Here is a 15,628-nt window from a genome sequence, read left to right on the forward strand (position 1 = left end):
CATGGAGGAACCACCGGATTGGCTCCCCGCCGCCCCGGGAACCGGGCAGGCTGCGCCGCTTCGGGCCGAGAACGACCCGGAGTCCGGGCTCGCTCCGTACTCCGAGGCGGGTAAGGGGGCGGCCCCTCGCTTTCGAGGGCACCGCGCCGTTTGGGGAGCTGCGTGATGCGCGGGATTTGGGGGACCTGGGCTGTTGTGTGCGCCCTGGTCATCAGCGGATGTGACGGAATCTCCATCAGCCCCGCGCATGCCTCGCGCGCGCGGACCCTCGACGAGCCCCCCGGTGAGAACTGCCCCCTGGGCGGACAGGCCGTGCAGACGGGCCTGGACACGGACAAGAGCGGCCAGCTCGATGACACCGAGGTCACCAGCACCACCTACGTCTGCGCGACCCCGCCGCCGCCCGCGCGCACCCGCGTCCTCCCGGAGCCCGCTGGGGCCCACTGCGAGTGGGGGGGACAGGCCGTGCAGACGGGCCTGGACCTGGATGGCAACGGGCAGCTCGACGCCGCGGAGGTGACCGCGACCGAGTACCTCTGCGCCTCGCGCACGCCCGAGGTCCTGGTGCGCTCGCGCAGCTTCGGGCCCGATGCCCGCTGCGCCAACGGTGGACAGGAGACCTCCGCGGGGATGGACACGAACGCGGACGGCCAGCTCGCGGAGTCGGAGGTCACGCGGACGACGGTGGCGTGCCTCACGCCCGCGCCGGTGCTCGTGCGGATGAGCGGCACCGCGTCCCCCGTCTCTTGCGTCCGCGACGCCGTGCAGGTGGAGGCCGGCCCCGACACCAACGCGAACCAGGTGCTGGACCCCACCGAAGTTCGCGCCGTGACGACGCTCTGCGACACCTCGCTGAACCGCGTCCTCGCGCGAACCCGCCCCGAGCCCCCAGGGGAGCTCTGCGCCATCGGAGGCACGCGGGTGCTCGTGGGAGAGGACCGCGACGGGAACGGACAGCTCGAGGACACCGAGGCCAGCGCGTTCGCCATGGTGTGCGAGGCGGCGCCCACGCTGGATGGCACCTACGTGGTGCGCGGTCCGGCGGACCTCGCGGCGCTCCAGGGCGTGGCCCGCATCGTGGGAGGGCTGGAGTTCGTGGGCAAGGAACTCACGGAGGTGAAGCTGCCCGCGCTGATGACCGTGGAGGGCACGCTGAGCATCGAGGACACGCTTCACCTGGAGCGCGTCCAGCTCCCCGCCCTGCGGCTCGTGCAAGGCGACATCACCGTGCGCCACAACACGCGGCTCGAATCATTGGAGCTGGGTCCGCAGCGCGCGCCCGAGCAGGGCCCGAAGAGCGATTGGTGGGTCCATGGGGGGCTCTATGTCGAGAACAACCCCTCGCTGGCGAGCCTGGGAGGGATGAGCTTCATCGTGCCCCGCCTGAGCATCAGCGTGCGCAACAACGCCAACCTGCGGGTGCCCGGTGCGTTGAACCGGGTCGAGAACCTGCAAGGCGAGCTCGTCCTCCAGGACAACCCCGTGCTGCAGGGCATCCCGTTCCCTCAACTCCAGACGGTGCGAGCGAATGTGACGGTCTGGAACAACAGCGCGCTCCCGGACCTGACGGGGCTCGACGCCCTCAGCCACGTCGGTGGCGCGCTCAACGTCCGGAACAACGTCCACCTGCGCAGCCTGGTGGGACTGGGCGCGCTCGACTCCGTCGAGGTGCTCCAGGTGTACAGCAACCCGGAGCTGAAGACGACGCAGGGGCTCACGAGCCTCTCCCATGCCCGGAGCCTGGAGTTCTCCGCCAACGGCAGCCTGGAGTTCGTGGGGGACTTCCCCTCGCTGCAGTCGCTCGACACGCTGTACGTGTCGGGCAACGCGACGTTGGTGAGCATCACGGGGCTGCCTCGGCTCCAGGCCATCAACGAGCGGCTCTTCCTCTTCAACAACCCCTTCCTCGAGGGGCTCAAGGGGCTCGGAGGGCTGAAGTACGTGCGCGCGCTCCAGGTCACCAGCAATGCGTCCCTGACGACGCTGGAGCCGCTGCGCACCTTGCGGGAGGTGGAGGAGCTCACCCTCTTCGGCAACCTCAACCTCCTCCGGCTCGACCTGGGGGGAGTGGTTCGCGTCAGCACGACGCTCTCCGTCGAGAACAACCCCAAGCTGCCCACCTGCCTCGCCACCACGCTGGCCGTTCGGACCTACGCGGGCGCGCCCGAGCAGCTCTACATCTCGGGCAACAGCGACGACGCGACCGCGTGCGCGAAGTGAGCGTCAGCGCTTGGCGCGGCAGGCACAGTCCAGACAACCGTGCGAGGCGCACGTGCCGCAGCTCCGCTCCAGCTGCTTGCGCAGCGCCTGCCGCGCGCGGTGCAGACGCACGCCCGCGTTGTTGGCGGTGATGCCCACCTCGCGGGCGACCTCGGGGACCGCGCGCTCCTCCAGGTCCACCTGGCGGACGATGTCCGCGTACTCGGGCTTCAGCGTGGAGAGCAGGTCGCCCACGCACGCGCAGACGGCGACCTTCAGCTCCGGATCCTCGCTCGCCTCCTGGGCATCGCGGGCCTCGCGCTCCAGGGCGCGGCCCTCCGCGGCCTGACGGCGGTAGTGGTCCACCAGCGCGTTGCGCAGCAGCCGGTAGAACCACGCCACCGCGCCCTCGCCGTCCCGCAGCATCCCGCCCTTCTCCAGCGACTTCACGAAGGCGGCCTGCAACAGCTCCTCGGCGATGGCGCGACTGCCCACGCGCCGCTCCAGGAACGACAAGAAGCGCCGGTGATTGTCCACCAGCGCCCGGATGACCTCGCCCGAGTCCTCTTGCGCGATGTTCGCGGACTCCTGCCCCTGACCTGACTCCATCACTGCGCCACCCGCGTTCCTTTCCTTCGGGCTGGGCCGCGCGCGACAGGCCCATGCCTTCGCCGGGCCAAGACCCGCCCGCCTTTCATCCTGCCCACCGCCCCGCGCGCGCGCACGCGCCTCGTACTCCCACCGAGGCAACGGCCTGCGCCGAGCCGCCCGGACCTCTCGAACGAGCAGTCGACGGGAGCGGACATGGGACGGCGGTATCGCAAGCGACGTACCAGCCTCGCTCGCTCACGATTCCAGGGACTTGCGGGGGCCTCGCGTGCCCGGACTGTGACCGGGCCCATCACACTGTGACGTTCCGGGTGCCGCTCGGGACGCCCGAGGCGGGGGCACGGCGGGGCGACTTCAACGAAGAGAACACGCGGGACAACGCACCACGGACACCCGACTTACAGCCCGTGGAGCGAAGCGACGGCGGGCGCGAGCACCGCGGCGGCCTCATGACCCAGCGCCCGCTCGCGGGATTCGCGGCGGGCGCTCGGGGGCAGCGGGACGGACGTGTGCGCTCAGGGAGGGCCGTAGTTCTGGCGGCGCGAGTTCAGCTCCACCGCCGTCGCGTAGATCTGCGCCCACGTGCGGTACTTCCAGCGCGCGCCCACGCTCTTCTGGTCGTTGGCGTAGTCGAAGATGTCGTTGCGGAACTGCGCATCGGCGGCTTTCCGGGCCTCGGGCGCCAGCGGCGTGCCCTTGCGCGCGTAGTACCGCAGGAGGTCGTAGCCGTAGTCGTGCGTCTTCGCGGCGGGATCGAACTCCTGGGTCGGTCCAATCTTTCCCGGGGACGAGGCATCACCGTACGGGTCCTGCATCCGCGTGCCGTGCTTCGTCTGGATGGCGTAGGGCGTGTAGCCCATCACCTGCGCGAAGTCGGCCGGGGGCGGACGCGCGCCCGTGAGGTACTCGTGCATCAGCGCGCCATGGTCACCCGCCGGCGCCGCCGCGACCGGGGCCGCGCGCTGCGTGGCGGGGGTACCCGGGGTGAAGGCGTCCCGCGCCTGGGGCGAAGCCGCCGGGGCCTTCGCGGTCGAAGCGGCGGTGGGGGACTCCGGGCGGGAACTCACCGGGGCACGGGCGGGGACTCGGTCGTTGCGGATGAGCATGGGCGGCGCAGGGGGGAGAAAGCTGCGATGTATTGGTTTTTCGCACACGGCGAGACGAAAGTTGCGCGGCGCGGGAATGACGCACCGCGAGACCCGGAGGAAGCCACGGTGGAGACGAACCTGTATCGCGAGGGCATGGCTCGGCTGGAGGCCGGGGACGCAGCGGCGGCGCGGGCGCTGTTGGAGGAGGCGCTCCAGGCCGCGCCGGACTCGCCCGAAGTCCTCCACGGGCTGGCGAGGACCCTGGACCTGCTGGGCGACCGCGACGCCGCGCGAGCATTCCTGGAGCGAGCCCACGCGCGCGCCCCCACCGAGCCGGGCCCCGCCTGCGACCTGGCCATGACGTACCTGGAGCGAGGCGAGGACGCGCGGGCCCGCGACGTGCTCGCCCCCGTGGTGGCGGCTCACGCGGAGCACCCCGCCGCCAACCTCCACTTCGCCATGGCCCTGGCGAAGACGGAGCCCCGCCGCGCGCGAGAGCACCTGGCCCGAGCGCGCCAGGGCTCCGATGCCCAGGCGCGACAACAGGCCGAGGCGCTCGACCGGGTGCTGGCGGAGAGCGCTACTCGGCGCGCTTGAAGTCGTCCGAGCGAACGCCGTAGCGCTTGAGCAACCGATGCAGGCTCTCGCGCTCCATGCCCGCGCGCTCCGCCGCGTGCGTGACGTTGCCGCCAAACTCCTGCATCAGCGCCGCAAGATAGTCGCGCGACACCGAGTCCCGAGCGCTGTCCACCGCCTCGCGGTAGGGCAGCCGGGCCAGTGACTCCGAGGCCCCCACGCTCGCGCTCGCGCTTCGAGCCGCGCTCGGTCCCGAGTCCAGCTCCGGCGGCAAGTCCTCGCGCTGGATGCGAGGCCCCGCCGCCACCGCCGCCGCGCGCGCCACCGCGTTCTCCAACTGGCGCACGTTGCCCGGCCACGCGGCCCCGGTGAGGGCGCGCAGGGCCTCGGGGGTGAAGCCCTCCAGCTCCGGCCGCCCCGCGCGGGCGAGGAAGTGCATCGCCAGCAAGGGGATGTCCTCGCGCCGCTCACGCAGGGCGGGCAGCCGCACCGTCACCACGTTGAGGCGGTAGTAGAGGTCCTCGCGAAAGCGCCCCGCCGCCACCTCCGCCTGGAGGTCTCGGTGCGTCGCGGCCACCACCCGCACGTCCACCTTCACGGGCGCGGTGGTGCCCACGCGGCGCACTTCCTTCTCCTGCAAGGCCCGGTTGAGCTTCACCTGCACCGGCAGCGGCAGGTCTCCCATCTCGTCCAGGAAGAGCGTGCCGCCATGGGCCTCTTCGAAGAGGCCCGCCTTCGCGGCCGTGGCGCCCGTGAAGGCGCCCTTCGCGTGGCCGAACAGCTCGCTCTCCACCAGCTCCGCCGGCAGCGCGCCACAGTTCACCGCCACGAAGGGCCGCGCCGCGCGAGCGCTCTCCGCGTGCACCGCCCGCGCCGCCAGCTCCTTGCCCGTGCCCGTCTCGCCGGTGAGCAGCACCGTCAGGTCCCGCGCCGCCACCTGGGCCAACAGCGCGTGGAGCTGACGCATGGGCGCGCTCGTGCCGCGCAGGCCGTGGAAGTCCGGGGCCGCCGCCAGTCGCGCTGGGAGCCCCGCCGCCTCGCGCCGCTGACGCCGCCGCTCCAGCGCGCGCGCCACCACCAGCGCGACCTCATCAGGGTCAAAGGGCTTGGAGAGGTAGTCATACGCCCCCTCGCGCATGGCCTCCACCGCCTTCGGGATGCTCGCGAACGCGGTGACGAGCACCACCTCCGTGTCCGGCGCGCGCCGCTTCACCTCGCGCAGCACCGCGAAGCCATCCGCGCCCGGCATCTGGATGTCCGTCACCACCACGTCGAACTCGCGCGAGGCCAGCAGCGCCAGCGCGCGCGTGCCGTCCGCGGCCGGCGTCACCTCATAGGCCTCACCGAGGATGCGCGAGAACAGCTTCAGCATGTTCTCCTTGTCATCCACCACCATCACCTGCGGCCGAGGCTCGCTCATGACAGGGCCTCCTGCGCGCGCGTGGGGGGCGGCAGCCGCAGCGTGAAGCGCGCGCCACCCAGCGGGCCCGTGTCCGCCTCGATGCGTCCGCCGTGAGCCTCCGCGATGGCCTGGCTCACCGCGAGCCCCAGCCCCGTGCCGGTGGGCTTGGTGGTGAAGAACGGCTCGAACAGCCGCGCGCGCTCCTCCGGCGTCATCCCCGGTCCCGAGTCCGACACCGCCACGCTCGTCGCGCCATCCCCGCCCGCCTCGATGCGCACTTCCACACTCCCTCCCTCTCCCGCGGCTTCCGCGGCGTTCTTCACCAGGTTGAGCAGCACCTGACGCAGCCGAGGCGGCTGCACCCAGGCCGCGGCCTCGCCCTCCACCGACACCCGCACGTCGCCCAGCCGCGCCGCCTCGCGCAGCCGGCCCACCACGTCCTCGCAGGCCTCGCGCAGCGGCACCCGCTCCAGCGGCCCCCGGCCCGGACGCGACAGGTCCAACAGCCCCTCGACGATGTCCTGACAGCGCATCGCCTCCTCCTCCACCACCTTCAGGTCCTCCGCCAGCCCGCCCTCGGCCTTGCGCTGCAAGAGCCGCACGTACCCCAGGATGACGCCCAGCGGGTTGTTGATTTCGTGCGCCACGCCCGCCGCCAGCCGCCCGATGCCCGCGAGCTTCTCGTGCTGGACCCACTGCTCCTGGTGCGTGCGCACCGCCTCCATCATCCGGTTGAACTGCGCGGCCAGCTGCCCCAGCTCTCCGGGGTCGTCCTCGGGGATGCGCGTGCGCAGGTCGCCCTGGGAGAGCCGCGCGGCGCCCTCGGACAGCCGCGCCACCGGGCGCGCCACCGAGTTCCCGATGTAGACCCCCACGCCCGCCGCGAACAGCGTGGCCCCGCCCAGGAACAAGAGCGCCCAACGGAAGCTCGCGCGCTCCACCGCGGCCACGTGGTCCTCGAACCGGCCAATGGACGCATCGAAGCGGCTGGCCAGCGCGTCCGCCCGCGCCTGGATGATGTTCACCTTCTCCAGCGCGTGCCCGTGCGCCGCCGTCACCGCGCCCTGGTCCTTGGCCAGCACGGCGGGCAGCAGGCTCTCGCGGTACAGCCGATCGAGCGCGTCCCCCGACTCCCGGATGTCCGCCACCCAGGCGCGCTCCTCCGCGTCCTGCGCCTGGTCCCAGAGCTTGCGGGTGAGCGCCTCCACCCGCGCGCGCGCCTCGCTGTGGAAGCGCACGTGGCTGGCGTTGCCGAGGATGACGGTGTGGGCCAGGTGGGCGTACTCGTCGCGCACCGCGGTGGCCAGCTCCAGCGCGTCGCGCACCCGGCCTCCCGCCTCGCGCAGGGTGCGCGACCCTTCGTGGATGTCCGACAACCGGCCGAGCGCGAACCCCGACGCCGCGGCGAACAGGGCCACCAGCGCCCCAAAGGCGAGCAGCAGTTTCCGAGTCGTGCTTCCAGCAGAGGGCCGCATCCGGGGCTGTATACAAGGCACGGGCGCGTCGTGCCCGGACCCAGTGTCCGCGAACACCCCACCCGCGCCGTTCATCATTCCGCTTGCGCGCCCGGGCGCCGGGCGAGCATGACGAGAGTCTGGGGAGGAGCCGCTCATGGCCCTGCGCTTCAAGAACCTCGATGGCAGCGGACCGCAGCCGTTCAACACGGTCTTCAAGTGGGCCTTCCTGGACAAGGTCACCGGCAAGCGCCGCAAGTCCCCGGACCGCGCCCCCGTCCCCCGCGTGGAGCCCGACCTCGCGACGCTGGCGACCCCACCCGCCCCGGGCGAGGGCGCGCGCCTCACCTGGCTCGGTCATGCCAGCTGGCTGGTGCAACTGGATGGCGTCTCGCTCCTCGTGGACCCGGTGCTGCGCGACGCCATCAACGTCGTCATCCACCGCAACGTCCCGCCCGGCGTTCCCGTCGAGAAGCTTCCGCCCATCAGCGCGAGCCTGGTGTCACACAACCACTATGACCACCTGGACCTGCCCACCCTCCAGGGCGTGGGCGCGCCCATCGTGACGGGACTGGGGCACGAGCGCGTCTTCCGCGGCAGCCGCCTGCCCGTCACCGAGCTGGACTGGTGGCGCTCCACGCAGGTGGGGCCCGTCACCGTGCACTTCGTGCCGTCGCAGCACTGGAGCCGCCGCGGCCTCAACGACGTCAACGAGATGCTCTGGGGCGGCTTCGTCATCGAGGGCTCCAGCGCGCGCGTGTACCACTCCGGCGACACGGCCTACTTCGAGGGCTTCCGCGAGATTGGCCGGCGCTTCCCGGACCTCGACGCGGCCCTGCTGCCCATTGGCGCGTATGACCCGGCGTGGTTCATGAGCCGCCAGCACATGAACCCGGAGGAGGCCGCGCAGTCCTTCGAGGACCTGGGCGCGCGCCAGTTCCTCGCCATGCACTGGGGCACCTTCAAGCTCACCGACGAGCCGCTCGACGAGCCGCCCGTCCGGTTGAACGCCGAGTGGAGCCGCCGCGGCTGGCCCTCCGAGCGCCTGCATGTGCTCGCGGTAGGTGCGTCCCTCACCGTGAGACGGGGCTGAGCGCGGTTGAGCACGGCGGGGCACTGTGTTCTGAGGAGTCCATGCTCCTGCCCGCACTCGTCGCCGTGGCGCTCACCCAGGCGCCTCCTCCCCTCACGACCCTCTCTGAACAGAGCGGCTGGCTGCGCACCGGCCGCGCCACCGAGTCCGAGGCGCTGTGCCGCGCCTTCGCCAAGGCCTACCCGAGCAAGGCCCGCTGCGACACCGTGGGCACCACGCCCGAGGGACGTCCCCTGCTCGCGCTCATCGCCAGCGCGGATGGCACGCTGACGCCCGCCGCCGCGCGCAAGAAGAACCGGCCCGTCGTCTTCTTCCAGGGCGGCATCCACGCGGGCGAAATCGACGGCAAGGACGCGGGCTACTGGCTGTTGCGCGACCTGCTCTCCGGCAAGGAGCAGCCGGACGTCCTCAAGGGCGTCACCGCCGTCTTCGTCCCCATCTTCAACGTGGATGGCCACGAGCGCTTCGGCCCCAACAACCGCCCCAACCAGCGCGGCCCCGAGGAGATGGGCTTCCGCGTCACGGGCCAGGGCTACAACCTCAACCGCGACTACACCAAGGTCGAGGCGCCCGAGATGGGCGCGCTGCTCACGTACCTCAACGCGTGGGAGCCGCTCGTCTACATGGACCTGCACGTCACGGACGGCGCCAAGTTCGAGCACGACGTGTCCGTCTCGCTGGAGCCGCAGAAGGGCGGCCCCGAGTCGCTGCGCCCGCTGGGCGTCAAGCTGCGCGAGGACCTCTTCCAGACGCTGGAGTCCGAGGGCCACCTGCCCGTGGAGTTCTACCCGTCGTTCCGCCAGGACGATGACCCGGCCAGCGGCTTCGCGTACGGCATCGCCCCGCCGCGCTTCAGCCACGGCTACTGGATGCAGCACGGCCGCTTCGGCGTCCTGGTGGAGACGCACTCGTGGAAGCCCTACGCGCACCGCGTGAAGACGACGCGCGACATCCTCGCCAGCGTGCTCCAGCAGGTGGCGCGCGATGGCGCCGCGCTCCAGGCCGCGGTGAAGGCGGAGGACGCCCGCGCCGAGTCCGGTCAGGTGAAGGAGGCGGTGCTCTCCTGGGAGGGGACGCAGAAGAACCACCCCATCGCCTTCCGCGGCTACGCGTATGAGCGCGGCCTGTCCGAGCTGTCCGGTCAGCCGTGGGTCCGCTACGACGAGTCCAAGCCGCAGGTGTGGACCGTGCCGTATTACGACGAGGTGAAGCCCGGGCTCACCGTGTCCCTGCCCGCCGGCGGCTACTTGATTCCTCCCGCGTACGCGGCCTGGGCGGCGCAGAAGCTCACCGCGCACGGGCTGCGCTTCGAGCGGCTCACGAAGTCCCTGCTGCCCACGGACGTGGAGCTCTTCCGCGCCACCGACGTCCAGTTCAACGCCCGCTCCTTCGAGGGGCGCCAGGGCGTGACGCTCAAGGGCGCATGGTCGCAGGAGTCCCGCGCCATCCCCGCGGGCACGCTCTACGTCCCGACCGCGCAGAAGGGCGTGCAGCTCGTGGCGCAACTCCTGGAGCCCACCGGCGCGGACTCGTGGGCGGCCTGGGGCCTGTTCAACAACGCGTTCGAGCAGAAGGAGTACATCGAGGACTACGTGGTGGAGCCCTTCGCGCGCGAGCTGCTGGCGAAGGACGCCCGCGTGAAGGCCGAGTGGGAGGAGCGCCTCAAGGACCCGGCGTTCGCCAAGGACCCGCGCGCCCGCCTGCGCTTCTTCGCCGAGCGCCACCCCGCCTTCGACGCGGCCTTCCGCCTGTACCCGGTGTTCCGCGTGAGCACGGCGCCCACCGCGCCCACCGCCGCGCGCTAGTCCCCACGGCCTGCTGAAAAAACCGAGGCCCTCGTCCCCGCCAGCCGGTCTGGCTCGGGGGGCGAGGGCCTCTGTCATGTCAGCCCCCGGGAATGCGCCCCCGGGGGTGACGGGCCTGCATCAGCCGATGGGCTTCTCGCAGGCGCAGGTGTTCGCGTTGCACTGGTAGTTCGGCGGGCAGCCGCCGCAGTCCGTCTTGCAGACACAGGCGCACGCGTTGGCGTCCGCCTTGTAGGTGGAGCCGCAGTTCAGCGCGCCGGTGTCGCAGACACAGCCGCACGCGTTCGGGTCGAACTTGGACCCAGGCGCGCACGTTGCCATCTGCACGCAGGTGCACGCGCAGGTGGCCGAGTTGCACGTCTCGAAGGTACCGCACGCGCCGCCGCAGTCCGGAGCGCAGCTGTACTTGCAGACGTCGCGGTCCGTGTTGCAGACCTGTCCCGGCGAGCCCGTGGTGCCGCAATCCGCCGGGCACTCGCACTTGTCCGTGGCGCGGTTGCAGGCGAGCGGCCCCTTGCAGAAGTCCGCCTGCGACGGGTCGTAGTAGCCCGTGTCCGACGAGCAGGGCGGCGGGTTGCCGTCCGTTGCGGAGGTGCGGTCAATCCAGTAGCGGTACGACACGGCCGCCTGCGTGGTGCCCGGGGTCTTCGGACGGCACGCGCCGTAGAAGGACACGGTGCCGTTGATGCCGTCCACGTCGAAGCCGTTCACGCGGCTGCGCGGGATGTCACCGATGGTCGGGCACGTGGTGGCGTTCTCCACCTCCGCCACCGCCACCTTCATGGAGGCGCCAATGGGCGGCTTCAGCGTCTTGTAGCCCACGGAGGCAATGACGCTGTCCACGATGGCGTTGATGGTGTTGGTGATGGACGTGGAGTCACGGATGCTGCCGTAGACACCGCCCGTGTTCTGGATGACGTCCAGGTGGCGCGGGTTCGTGTTGTCCTCGGACGAGTCGCACTTCGAGCCATCCGGCGGGCAGATGATGCCGTGCAGTTGGATGGGCCGGTTGAGCGGGTTCTTCGTCAGGGTCGCCGTCGCGCCCGTGTTCAGGAAGTACTGCGTGTAGTCCTGAATGGTGCTGCTCGGCTTGTCGTCGGACTGGTCGCGGGTGTCGGTGAGCAACACCACGGCCACCTGGGCGTTGGGCCGGAGCTGCGTCTCCGGCGTGCCGCCCGCCGTCGCCTTGTTGATGGCCGCGCGCGCGTTCTCCAGGAGGCGCTCGCGGGGATCACCGCCGGTTCCCACCCAGCACTGCTTGTCAGTGGAGCAGGTGGTCCCCGTGATGGGCGTGTACGTCGTCGACCCGCCCGAGGTGGACTTCACCGCACACACCTGGTTGTTGCAGACCGCGTCCTTGGTCAGCCACGCCTTGAACTGCTGGATGTTGTTGGTGAAGGTCCGCAACACGTCGGTGTTGCCCAGGCTTCCCGACGTGTAGCTGGTCGTCACCAGGCCCACGCGCCAGTCCAGCGACGCATTGCCCAGCTTGTTGGCCACGGCCGTGGCCGCGTCCGCCAGGTACGTCTGGGAGGCGGCCATGGAGCCGCTGTCGTCCACCACGAAGAGGAAGTCCACCACCGCCCGGTTGGCGGTGAAGACCTCGCACTGCACGGCGTCCGCGTCACCGAACTGCGCCAGCGCCGTGCCGCCCGCCGTGTCCGCCATGGCGAAGAGGCTGCCCGCGTCGTTGTACTTGGAGGCCGGGGTGATGGCGATGACGGTCAGCACGCTCTTGTCCGAGCGGTGGACGTACTGCGCCTGCACCTTGAACGGACCCGCGATGCCCGCGGCGCCCGCCAGCGCGCCCGTGCTCGTGGGCACCAGCCCGCGCGCCAGCGTGTTGGTGAACGTCTTGAGGTCCGAGGTGTTGGCCTGCGTGTAGCGCGCGGCCAGCGCGTTGAAGCCGTCCCACGTCTTGAACGTCTGGGTGAACTCCGTCACCGCCGCGTTCAGCTCCGGCACGGACGCGCGGATGCCCGCCTCGTCCGTCGACGGCGTCGTGCTGGTGCCCACCTGGCCCCGCTTGTAGGCGATGAACGTCACCTGCTTCGTGTCATCCCAGCCGATGATGCCCACCGTGCGGTTGGCCGAGTCCTTCACGTCCACCATGTTGGCGGCCTTGAAGGTGTTGGGCAGCGCCAGGCGCACGTCCACGCCGCTGTCCTCCTTGAAGCTCACCGTGCGCAGGTTCTGCGTGCTGCACGCCCGGCCCGCCGGCGTGGAAGACGCGCCGTCCGCGGGGTTGCGGGGGTCCAGCTCGCCCGGGTCCACCCGGCCGTTCTGGTTGGAGTCCTCGGCGCCGTCCTGGATGCCGTCGTTGTCCGTGTCGCGGTTCAGCGGATCCGTCTTCGTGCTCGGGTCCTCGTCGCCCTTGTAGCCACAGTCCTTGCGCGGGGCCGCAGCCGTGGACACGCCACGCTCCAGGCCGTCCAACAGGCCGTCACCGTCCGTGTCGGGGTTGGTCGGGTCGGTCTCGCCCTGGTCCACCTTGCCGTTGGAGTTGGGGTCCTCCCCCAGGAAGCCGTTGCGGCCCGGGCCGTCCTGCAGGCCGTCGCAGTCGGTGTCCGTGAGGCGCGGGTCGGTCTCGTTGGTGTCCACGCGGCCGTTGTGGTTCTCGTCCTCCACGCCGTCCGACACGCCGTCGCCGTCCGTGTCCGGGTTCTTGGGGTCCGTGCCCGTGGCGATCTCGACGCTGTCCGGGATGCCGTCGAAGTCCGAGTCGAGGACGGTGGCCGCGCAGTCGCCCGCGACTCGCGGATCCGTCTCGTTGGCGTCCTTCACGCCGTTGTGGTTCTTGTCCTCGTCGCCGTCGCGGCAGGTGTCGCCGTCCGTGTCCGGCTTGAGCGGATCCGTTCCGGTGCGCAGCTCCAGGTCATCCGACAGGCCGTCGTTGTCCGTGTCGCGCTTGCGAGGATCGGTCTCGCCGGGGCTCACCGAGCCGTTCTTGTTGGCGTCCTCGACGCCGTCCGGCAGCCCGTCACCGTCCGAGTCCACCGCGTTGGGGTCCGTCTCGGTGCTGTCGCGCTTGCCGTTGCGGTTGGCGTCCTCGAGGCCGTCCGGGAGCCCATCGCCGTCCGTGTCCGCGTTCACCGGCGAGGTGCGCGTCGTCGGGTCCGCATCACCGCGGAAGACGCAGTTCGGATCGGTGGAGACCGTCGACGTGCGCCCCACCTCCACACCGTCACGGATGCCATCGCCGTCCGTGTCACGCAGGCCCGGGTCCGTCTTCTTCCCGTTCGCGTAGACGATGGTGAATTCTTCCTGGTCCGTCAGACCGTCACAGTCCGAGTCCAGGTTGGCGTTGTTCTTGTTCTCGACGTCCGTGGGGACCTTGCCGGGGTCCGGGTCGGGGTCGATGATGACGCCGGCATCTTCCTCGAAGTGGCCAGCGTCGGTGCCCGCGTCGACACCACCGTCGACTTCGGAGCCTGGGGGGGGAGGTTTGGGTGGGTCATCGCCACCGCACCCGGCCAGCAGCGCAGCTGCCAGCAAGGGGCCGGAGAGGAGTCGGATCCAATTGCGCATAAGTGTCATCGCTCCGGAGAAGGGGGGTTCGGAGGGCCGAATGATAGGCCGGGAGTGCTCGAAAACCGATGTAAGTCCCCCTTTTGGACGAGGGGTGCGTCGGTACCTGGAAGGAGGCAATCCAGCCCCGTGGCTGGATTCCGATTGGGCTGTCTGGACGTCCGTTGGGAGGGCTCGGCTATCGTCATGGTCGTGCCTGTCTTCGGTCTCGCTGCGATCTGGAGTGGAGGAGCCTCGCCGGAGGGAGCAGCCGCTGTCCTAGAGAGACTCGGACAGACGCTGCCGGCCACACAGGCCCTGCACCTGATGCTCGCGCGGCACGAGGACTCCGCCGCGCTGGAGTTGAAGGTGGAAGTGCCAGGCTACCCGCGCGCCGCCGTGGAGCGGCTCGCGGACGACATCCAGCGCAGCGGGGGCACGTTCATCGAGCTGTGGCGCCTGCCCAAGGCTGAGCGCGACGCCCTGCGGGCACGAACCCTGAGTGGAGGCACGTCATACCTCGGGGATGAGCGCGCGGGCGCGGCCAAGGCGCTCCTCCAGCACCTGGAAGCCCTGAAGGAGCGTCAGTCCCGAGTCCTTCCCCCAGCGCCCGAGCCCGTGGCGCCTCCCGCCAGCCCTCCGCAGCGGCGAGGCCGGCGGTTCGCGGTGAAGCTGGAGCTGGAGTTCCGCACCGAGCTGGACTTCGTGCGGGAGCACGCGTTGAACATCTCCAATGGCGGCCTGTTCGTGCGCACGGCCCACCGCCCGCCTCCGGACAGCATCGTCACCGTGGATGTGCGGCTGCCCGACGGCCAGCGGTTGCAGGGCGAGGCGGTGGTGGCGCACGTGGTGGACGAGCCGTACTCGGGAGGCGTGGGGCTGACGTTCCTGAACGACGACCCGAGCTTCTCGCGGACGCTCGACGACTACCTGGCGAGCCTGGCCGGTGGGACCCGGACGTGAGCTCGGAGTCCTGGCCGCGCGGCTGCGGCCCCTTCGAGTTGCTGGAGCGGCTGGGCCAGGGCGGCAACGCCGAGGTGTTCCGCGCGCGGTTTCGCGAAGGGCCTCATCAGGGCCTACAGGTGGCGCTCAAGCGCGTGCGCCCCGAGCGGCGCAGGGACGAGGAGGCGCGCGAGCAGCTCCTGCACGAAGCGGAGCTGGCCCGCTGCCTGCGCCATCCGCACATCATCGGCTTCGTGGCCTATGGCGAGCTGCCGGATGGGGGCTATCTGGCGCTGGAGCTGGTGGAGGGCACCGACCTGGGCAAGGTGCTGGCGCGGTGTCGGAGGCGGCGCATCGAGCTGCCCATCGACATCAGCGTGCTCATCGTCCGGCAGGTGCTGGAGGCGCTCGCGCACGCGCACGCGGCCACCAGCTCCACGGGGAGACCGCTCGCGGTGGTGCACTGCGACGTGTCTCCGCACAACGTCCTCTTGTCCCGCGAGGGCGAGGTGAAGCTCGCTGACTTCGGCGTGGCGCGCTCACGCGCGGCGACGGCGGCCCTGGACTCGCGGCGGCTGGGCAAACAGGCCTATCGCTCGCCGGAGCTGCTGGCGGGCGAGGTCTCCGTCGCGGTGGACCTCTGGGCGACGGCGGTGCTGCTCTACGAGCTGTTGTCGCTGGAGTCCCCCTTCCCCACCGGCCCCGCCGACGAGGTGGACGCCTCCATCCGAGGGGGGCGGGTGACGCCCGTGCGCATGCGCGTGCCCGAGGTCTCGGACGCGCTGGCGCTGGTGCTGGACCGCGCGCTCGCGCCCAGCCCGGCGCAGCGCTTCGCCTCGGCGGAGCAGTTCGCGCGGGCCCTGGCGGCGCTCAGCGATGACCGCGTGGCCACGCCCCTGGCCGTGGCCGCCGTGGTGCGCGGCCTCATGGGCCCGGAGGCCCTGCGCGGCTGA

11 protein-coding genes are annotated in these 15,628 nt (G+C 71.2%); 6 read left to right on the forward strand and 5 right to left on the reverse strand.

The features are described 5' to 3' along the window. Positions 1 to 165: 165 nt before the first annotated feature. The gene (locus KRR26_RS12275) at positions 166 to 2,220 is read left to right on the forward strand and encodes a DUF7151 family protein (RefSeq protein ID WP_217079888.1); all 2,055 of its coding nucleotides are present in this window, start codon (positions 166 to 168) and stop codon (positions 2,218 to 2,220) included. 3 nt (positions 2,221 to 2,223) lie between these two features. On the opposite strand, the gene KRR26_RS12280 is transcribed toward KRR26_RS12275, so the two are convergent. Both KRR26_RS12280 and KRR26_RS12285 read right to left on the reverse strand, forming a co-directional pair. Continuing rightward, positions 2,224 to 2,808 (reverse strand): RNA polymerase sigma factor, encoded by a 585-nt coding sequence (locus tag KRR26_RS12280; protein ID WP_217079889.1) that lies wholly within the window; start codon positions 2,806 to 2,808, stop codon positions 2,224 to 2,226. A gap of 515 nt (positions 2,809 to 3,323) precedes the next feature. Further along, a complete protein-coding gene (locus KRR26_RS12285; protein WP_217079890.1) occupies positions 3,324 to 3,914 on the reverse strand; it encodes a hypothetical protein in 591 nt (196 codons plus the stop codon). A gap of 108 nt (positions 3,915 to 4,022) precedes the next feature. Here KRR26_RS12285 and KRR26_RS12290 point away from each other — a divergent pair, with 108 nt between their 5' ends. Next, positions 4,023 to 4,493, forward strand: coding sequence for a tetratricopeptide repeat protein (locus tag KRR26_RS12290; protein ID WP_233576804.1), 471 nt, complete (start codon positions 4,023 to 4,025; stop codon positions 4,491 to 4,493). Here KRR26_RS12290 and KRR26_RS12295 read toward each other — a convergent pair. Continuing rightward, positions 4,477 to 5,892 carry a sigma-54-dependent transcriptional regulator gene (locus KRR26_RS12295; protein WP_120204888.1) on the reverse strand — a complete coding sequence of 472 codons (1,416 nt, stop codon included), beginning with the start codon at positions 5,890 to 5,892 and terminating at the stop codon, positions 4,477 to 4,479. The two genes, KRR26_RS12290 and KRR26_RS12295, sit on opposite strands and share 17 nt — an antisense overlap. Continuing rightward, positions 5,889 to 7,349, reverse strand: coding sequence for a sensor histidine kinase (locus tag KRR26_RS12300; RefSeq protein ID WP_120204887.1), 1,461 nt, complete (start codon positions 7,347 to 7,349; stop codon positions 5,889 to 5,891). Before KRR26_RS12300 ends, KRR26_RS12295 begins: the two co-directional genes overlap by 4 nt. Positions 7,350 to 7,485: 136 nt before the next feature. Here KRR26_RS12300 and KRR26_RS12305 point away from each other — a divergent pair, with 136 nt between their 5' ends. Both KRR26_RS12305 and KRR26_RS12310 read left to right on the forward strand, forming a co-directional pair. Beyond that, positions 7,486 to 8,421, forward strand: coding sequence for an MBL fold metallo-hydrolase (locus tag KRR26_RS12305; RefSeq protein WP_120204885.1), 936 nt, complete (start codon positions 7,486 to 7,488; stop codon positions 8,419 to 8,421). A 41-nt stretch (positions 8,422 to 8,462) separates the two neighbouring features. Then, positions 8,463 to 10,226 (forward strand): M14 family zinc carboxypeptidase, encoded by a 1,764-nt coding sequence (locus tag KRR26_RS12310; RefSeq protein ID WP_120204883.1) that lies wholly within the window; start codon positions 8,463 to 8,465, stop codon positions 10,224 to 10,226. A 120-nt stretch (positions 10,227 to 10,346) separates the two neighbouring features. Here KRR26_RS12310 and cglD read toward each other — a convergent pair whose 3' ends face one another. Next, positions 10,347 to 13,754 (reverse strand): adventurous gliding motility lipoprotein CglD, encoded by a 3,408-nt coding sequence (gene cglD / locus KRR26_RS12315; RefSeq protein ID WP_120204881.1) that lies wholly within the window; start codon positions 13,752 to 13,754, stop codon positions 10,347 to 10,349. Between the two features lie 192 nt (positions 13,755 to 13,946). Between cglD and KRR26_RS12320 the strand changes: the two genes are divergently transcribed. Both KRR26_RS12320 and KRR26_RS12325 read left to right on the forward strand, forming a co-directional pair. Continuing rightward, positions 13,947 to 14,696 carry a TIGR02266 family protein gene (locus tag KRR26_RS12320; protein WP_217079917.1) on the forward strand — a complete coding sequence of 250 codons (750 nt, stop codon included), beginning with the start codon at positions 13,947 to 13,949 and terminating at the stop codon, positions 14,694 to 14,696. Continuing rightward, positions 14,693 to 15,628, forward strand: coding sequence for a serine/threonine-protein kinase (locus KRR26_RS12325; protein ID WP_120204879.1), 936 nt, complete (start codon positions 14,693 to 14,695; stop codon positions 15,626 to 15,628). Before KRR26_RS12320 ends, KRR26_RS12325 begins: the two co-directional genes overlap by 4 nt.

The organism is Citreicoccus inhibens (assembly GCF_019039035.1).
Taxonomy (GTDB): Bacteria; Myxococcota; Myxococcia; order Myxococcales; family Myxococcaceae; genus Citreicoccus; species Citreicoccus inhibens.

What these genes read in the sequence shown, in the direction of transcription:
- KRR26_RS12275 (WP_217079888.1), top strand. Translation starts at nt 166, where the DNA reads ATGCGCGGGATTTGGGGGACCTGGGCTGTTGTGTGCGCCCTGGTCATC.
- KRR26_RS12280 (WP_217079889.1), bottom strand. Translation starts at nt 2,808, where the DNA reads ATGGAGTCAGGTCAGGGGCAGGAGTCCGCGAACATCGCGCAAGAGGAC.
- KRR26_RS12285 (WP_217079890.1), bottom strand. Translation starts at nt 3,914, where the DNA reads ATGCTCATCCGCAACGACCGAGTCCCCGCCCGTGCCCCGGTGAGTTCC.
- KRR26_RS12295 (WP_120204888.1), bottom strand. Translation starts at nt 5,892, where the DNA reads ATGAGCGAGCCTCGGCCGCAGGTGATGGTGGTGGATGACAAGGAGAAC.
- KRR26_RS12300 (WP_120204887.1), bottom strand. Translation starts at nt 7,349, where the DNA reads ATGCGGCCCTCTGCTGGAAGCACGACTCGGAAACTGCTGCTCGCCTTT.
- KRR26_RS12305 (WP_120204885.1), top strand. Translation starts at nt 7,486, where the DNA reads ATGGCCCTGCGCTTCAAGAACCTCGATGGCAGCGGACCGCAGCCGTTC.
- KRR26_RS12310 (WP_120204883.1), top strand. Translation starts at nt 8,463, where the DNA reads ATGCTCCTGCCCGCACTCGTCGCCGTGGCGCTCACCCAGGCGCCTCCT.
- cglD (WP_120204881.1), bottom strand. Translation starts at nt 13,754, where the DNA reads ATGCGCAATTGGATCCGACTCCTCTCCGGCCCCTTGCTGGCAGCTGCG.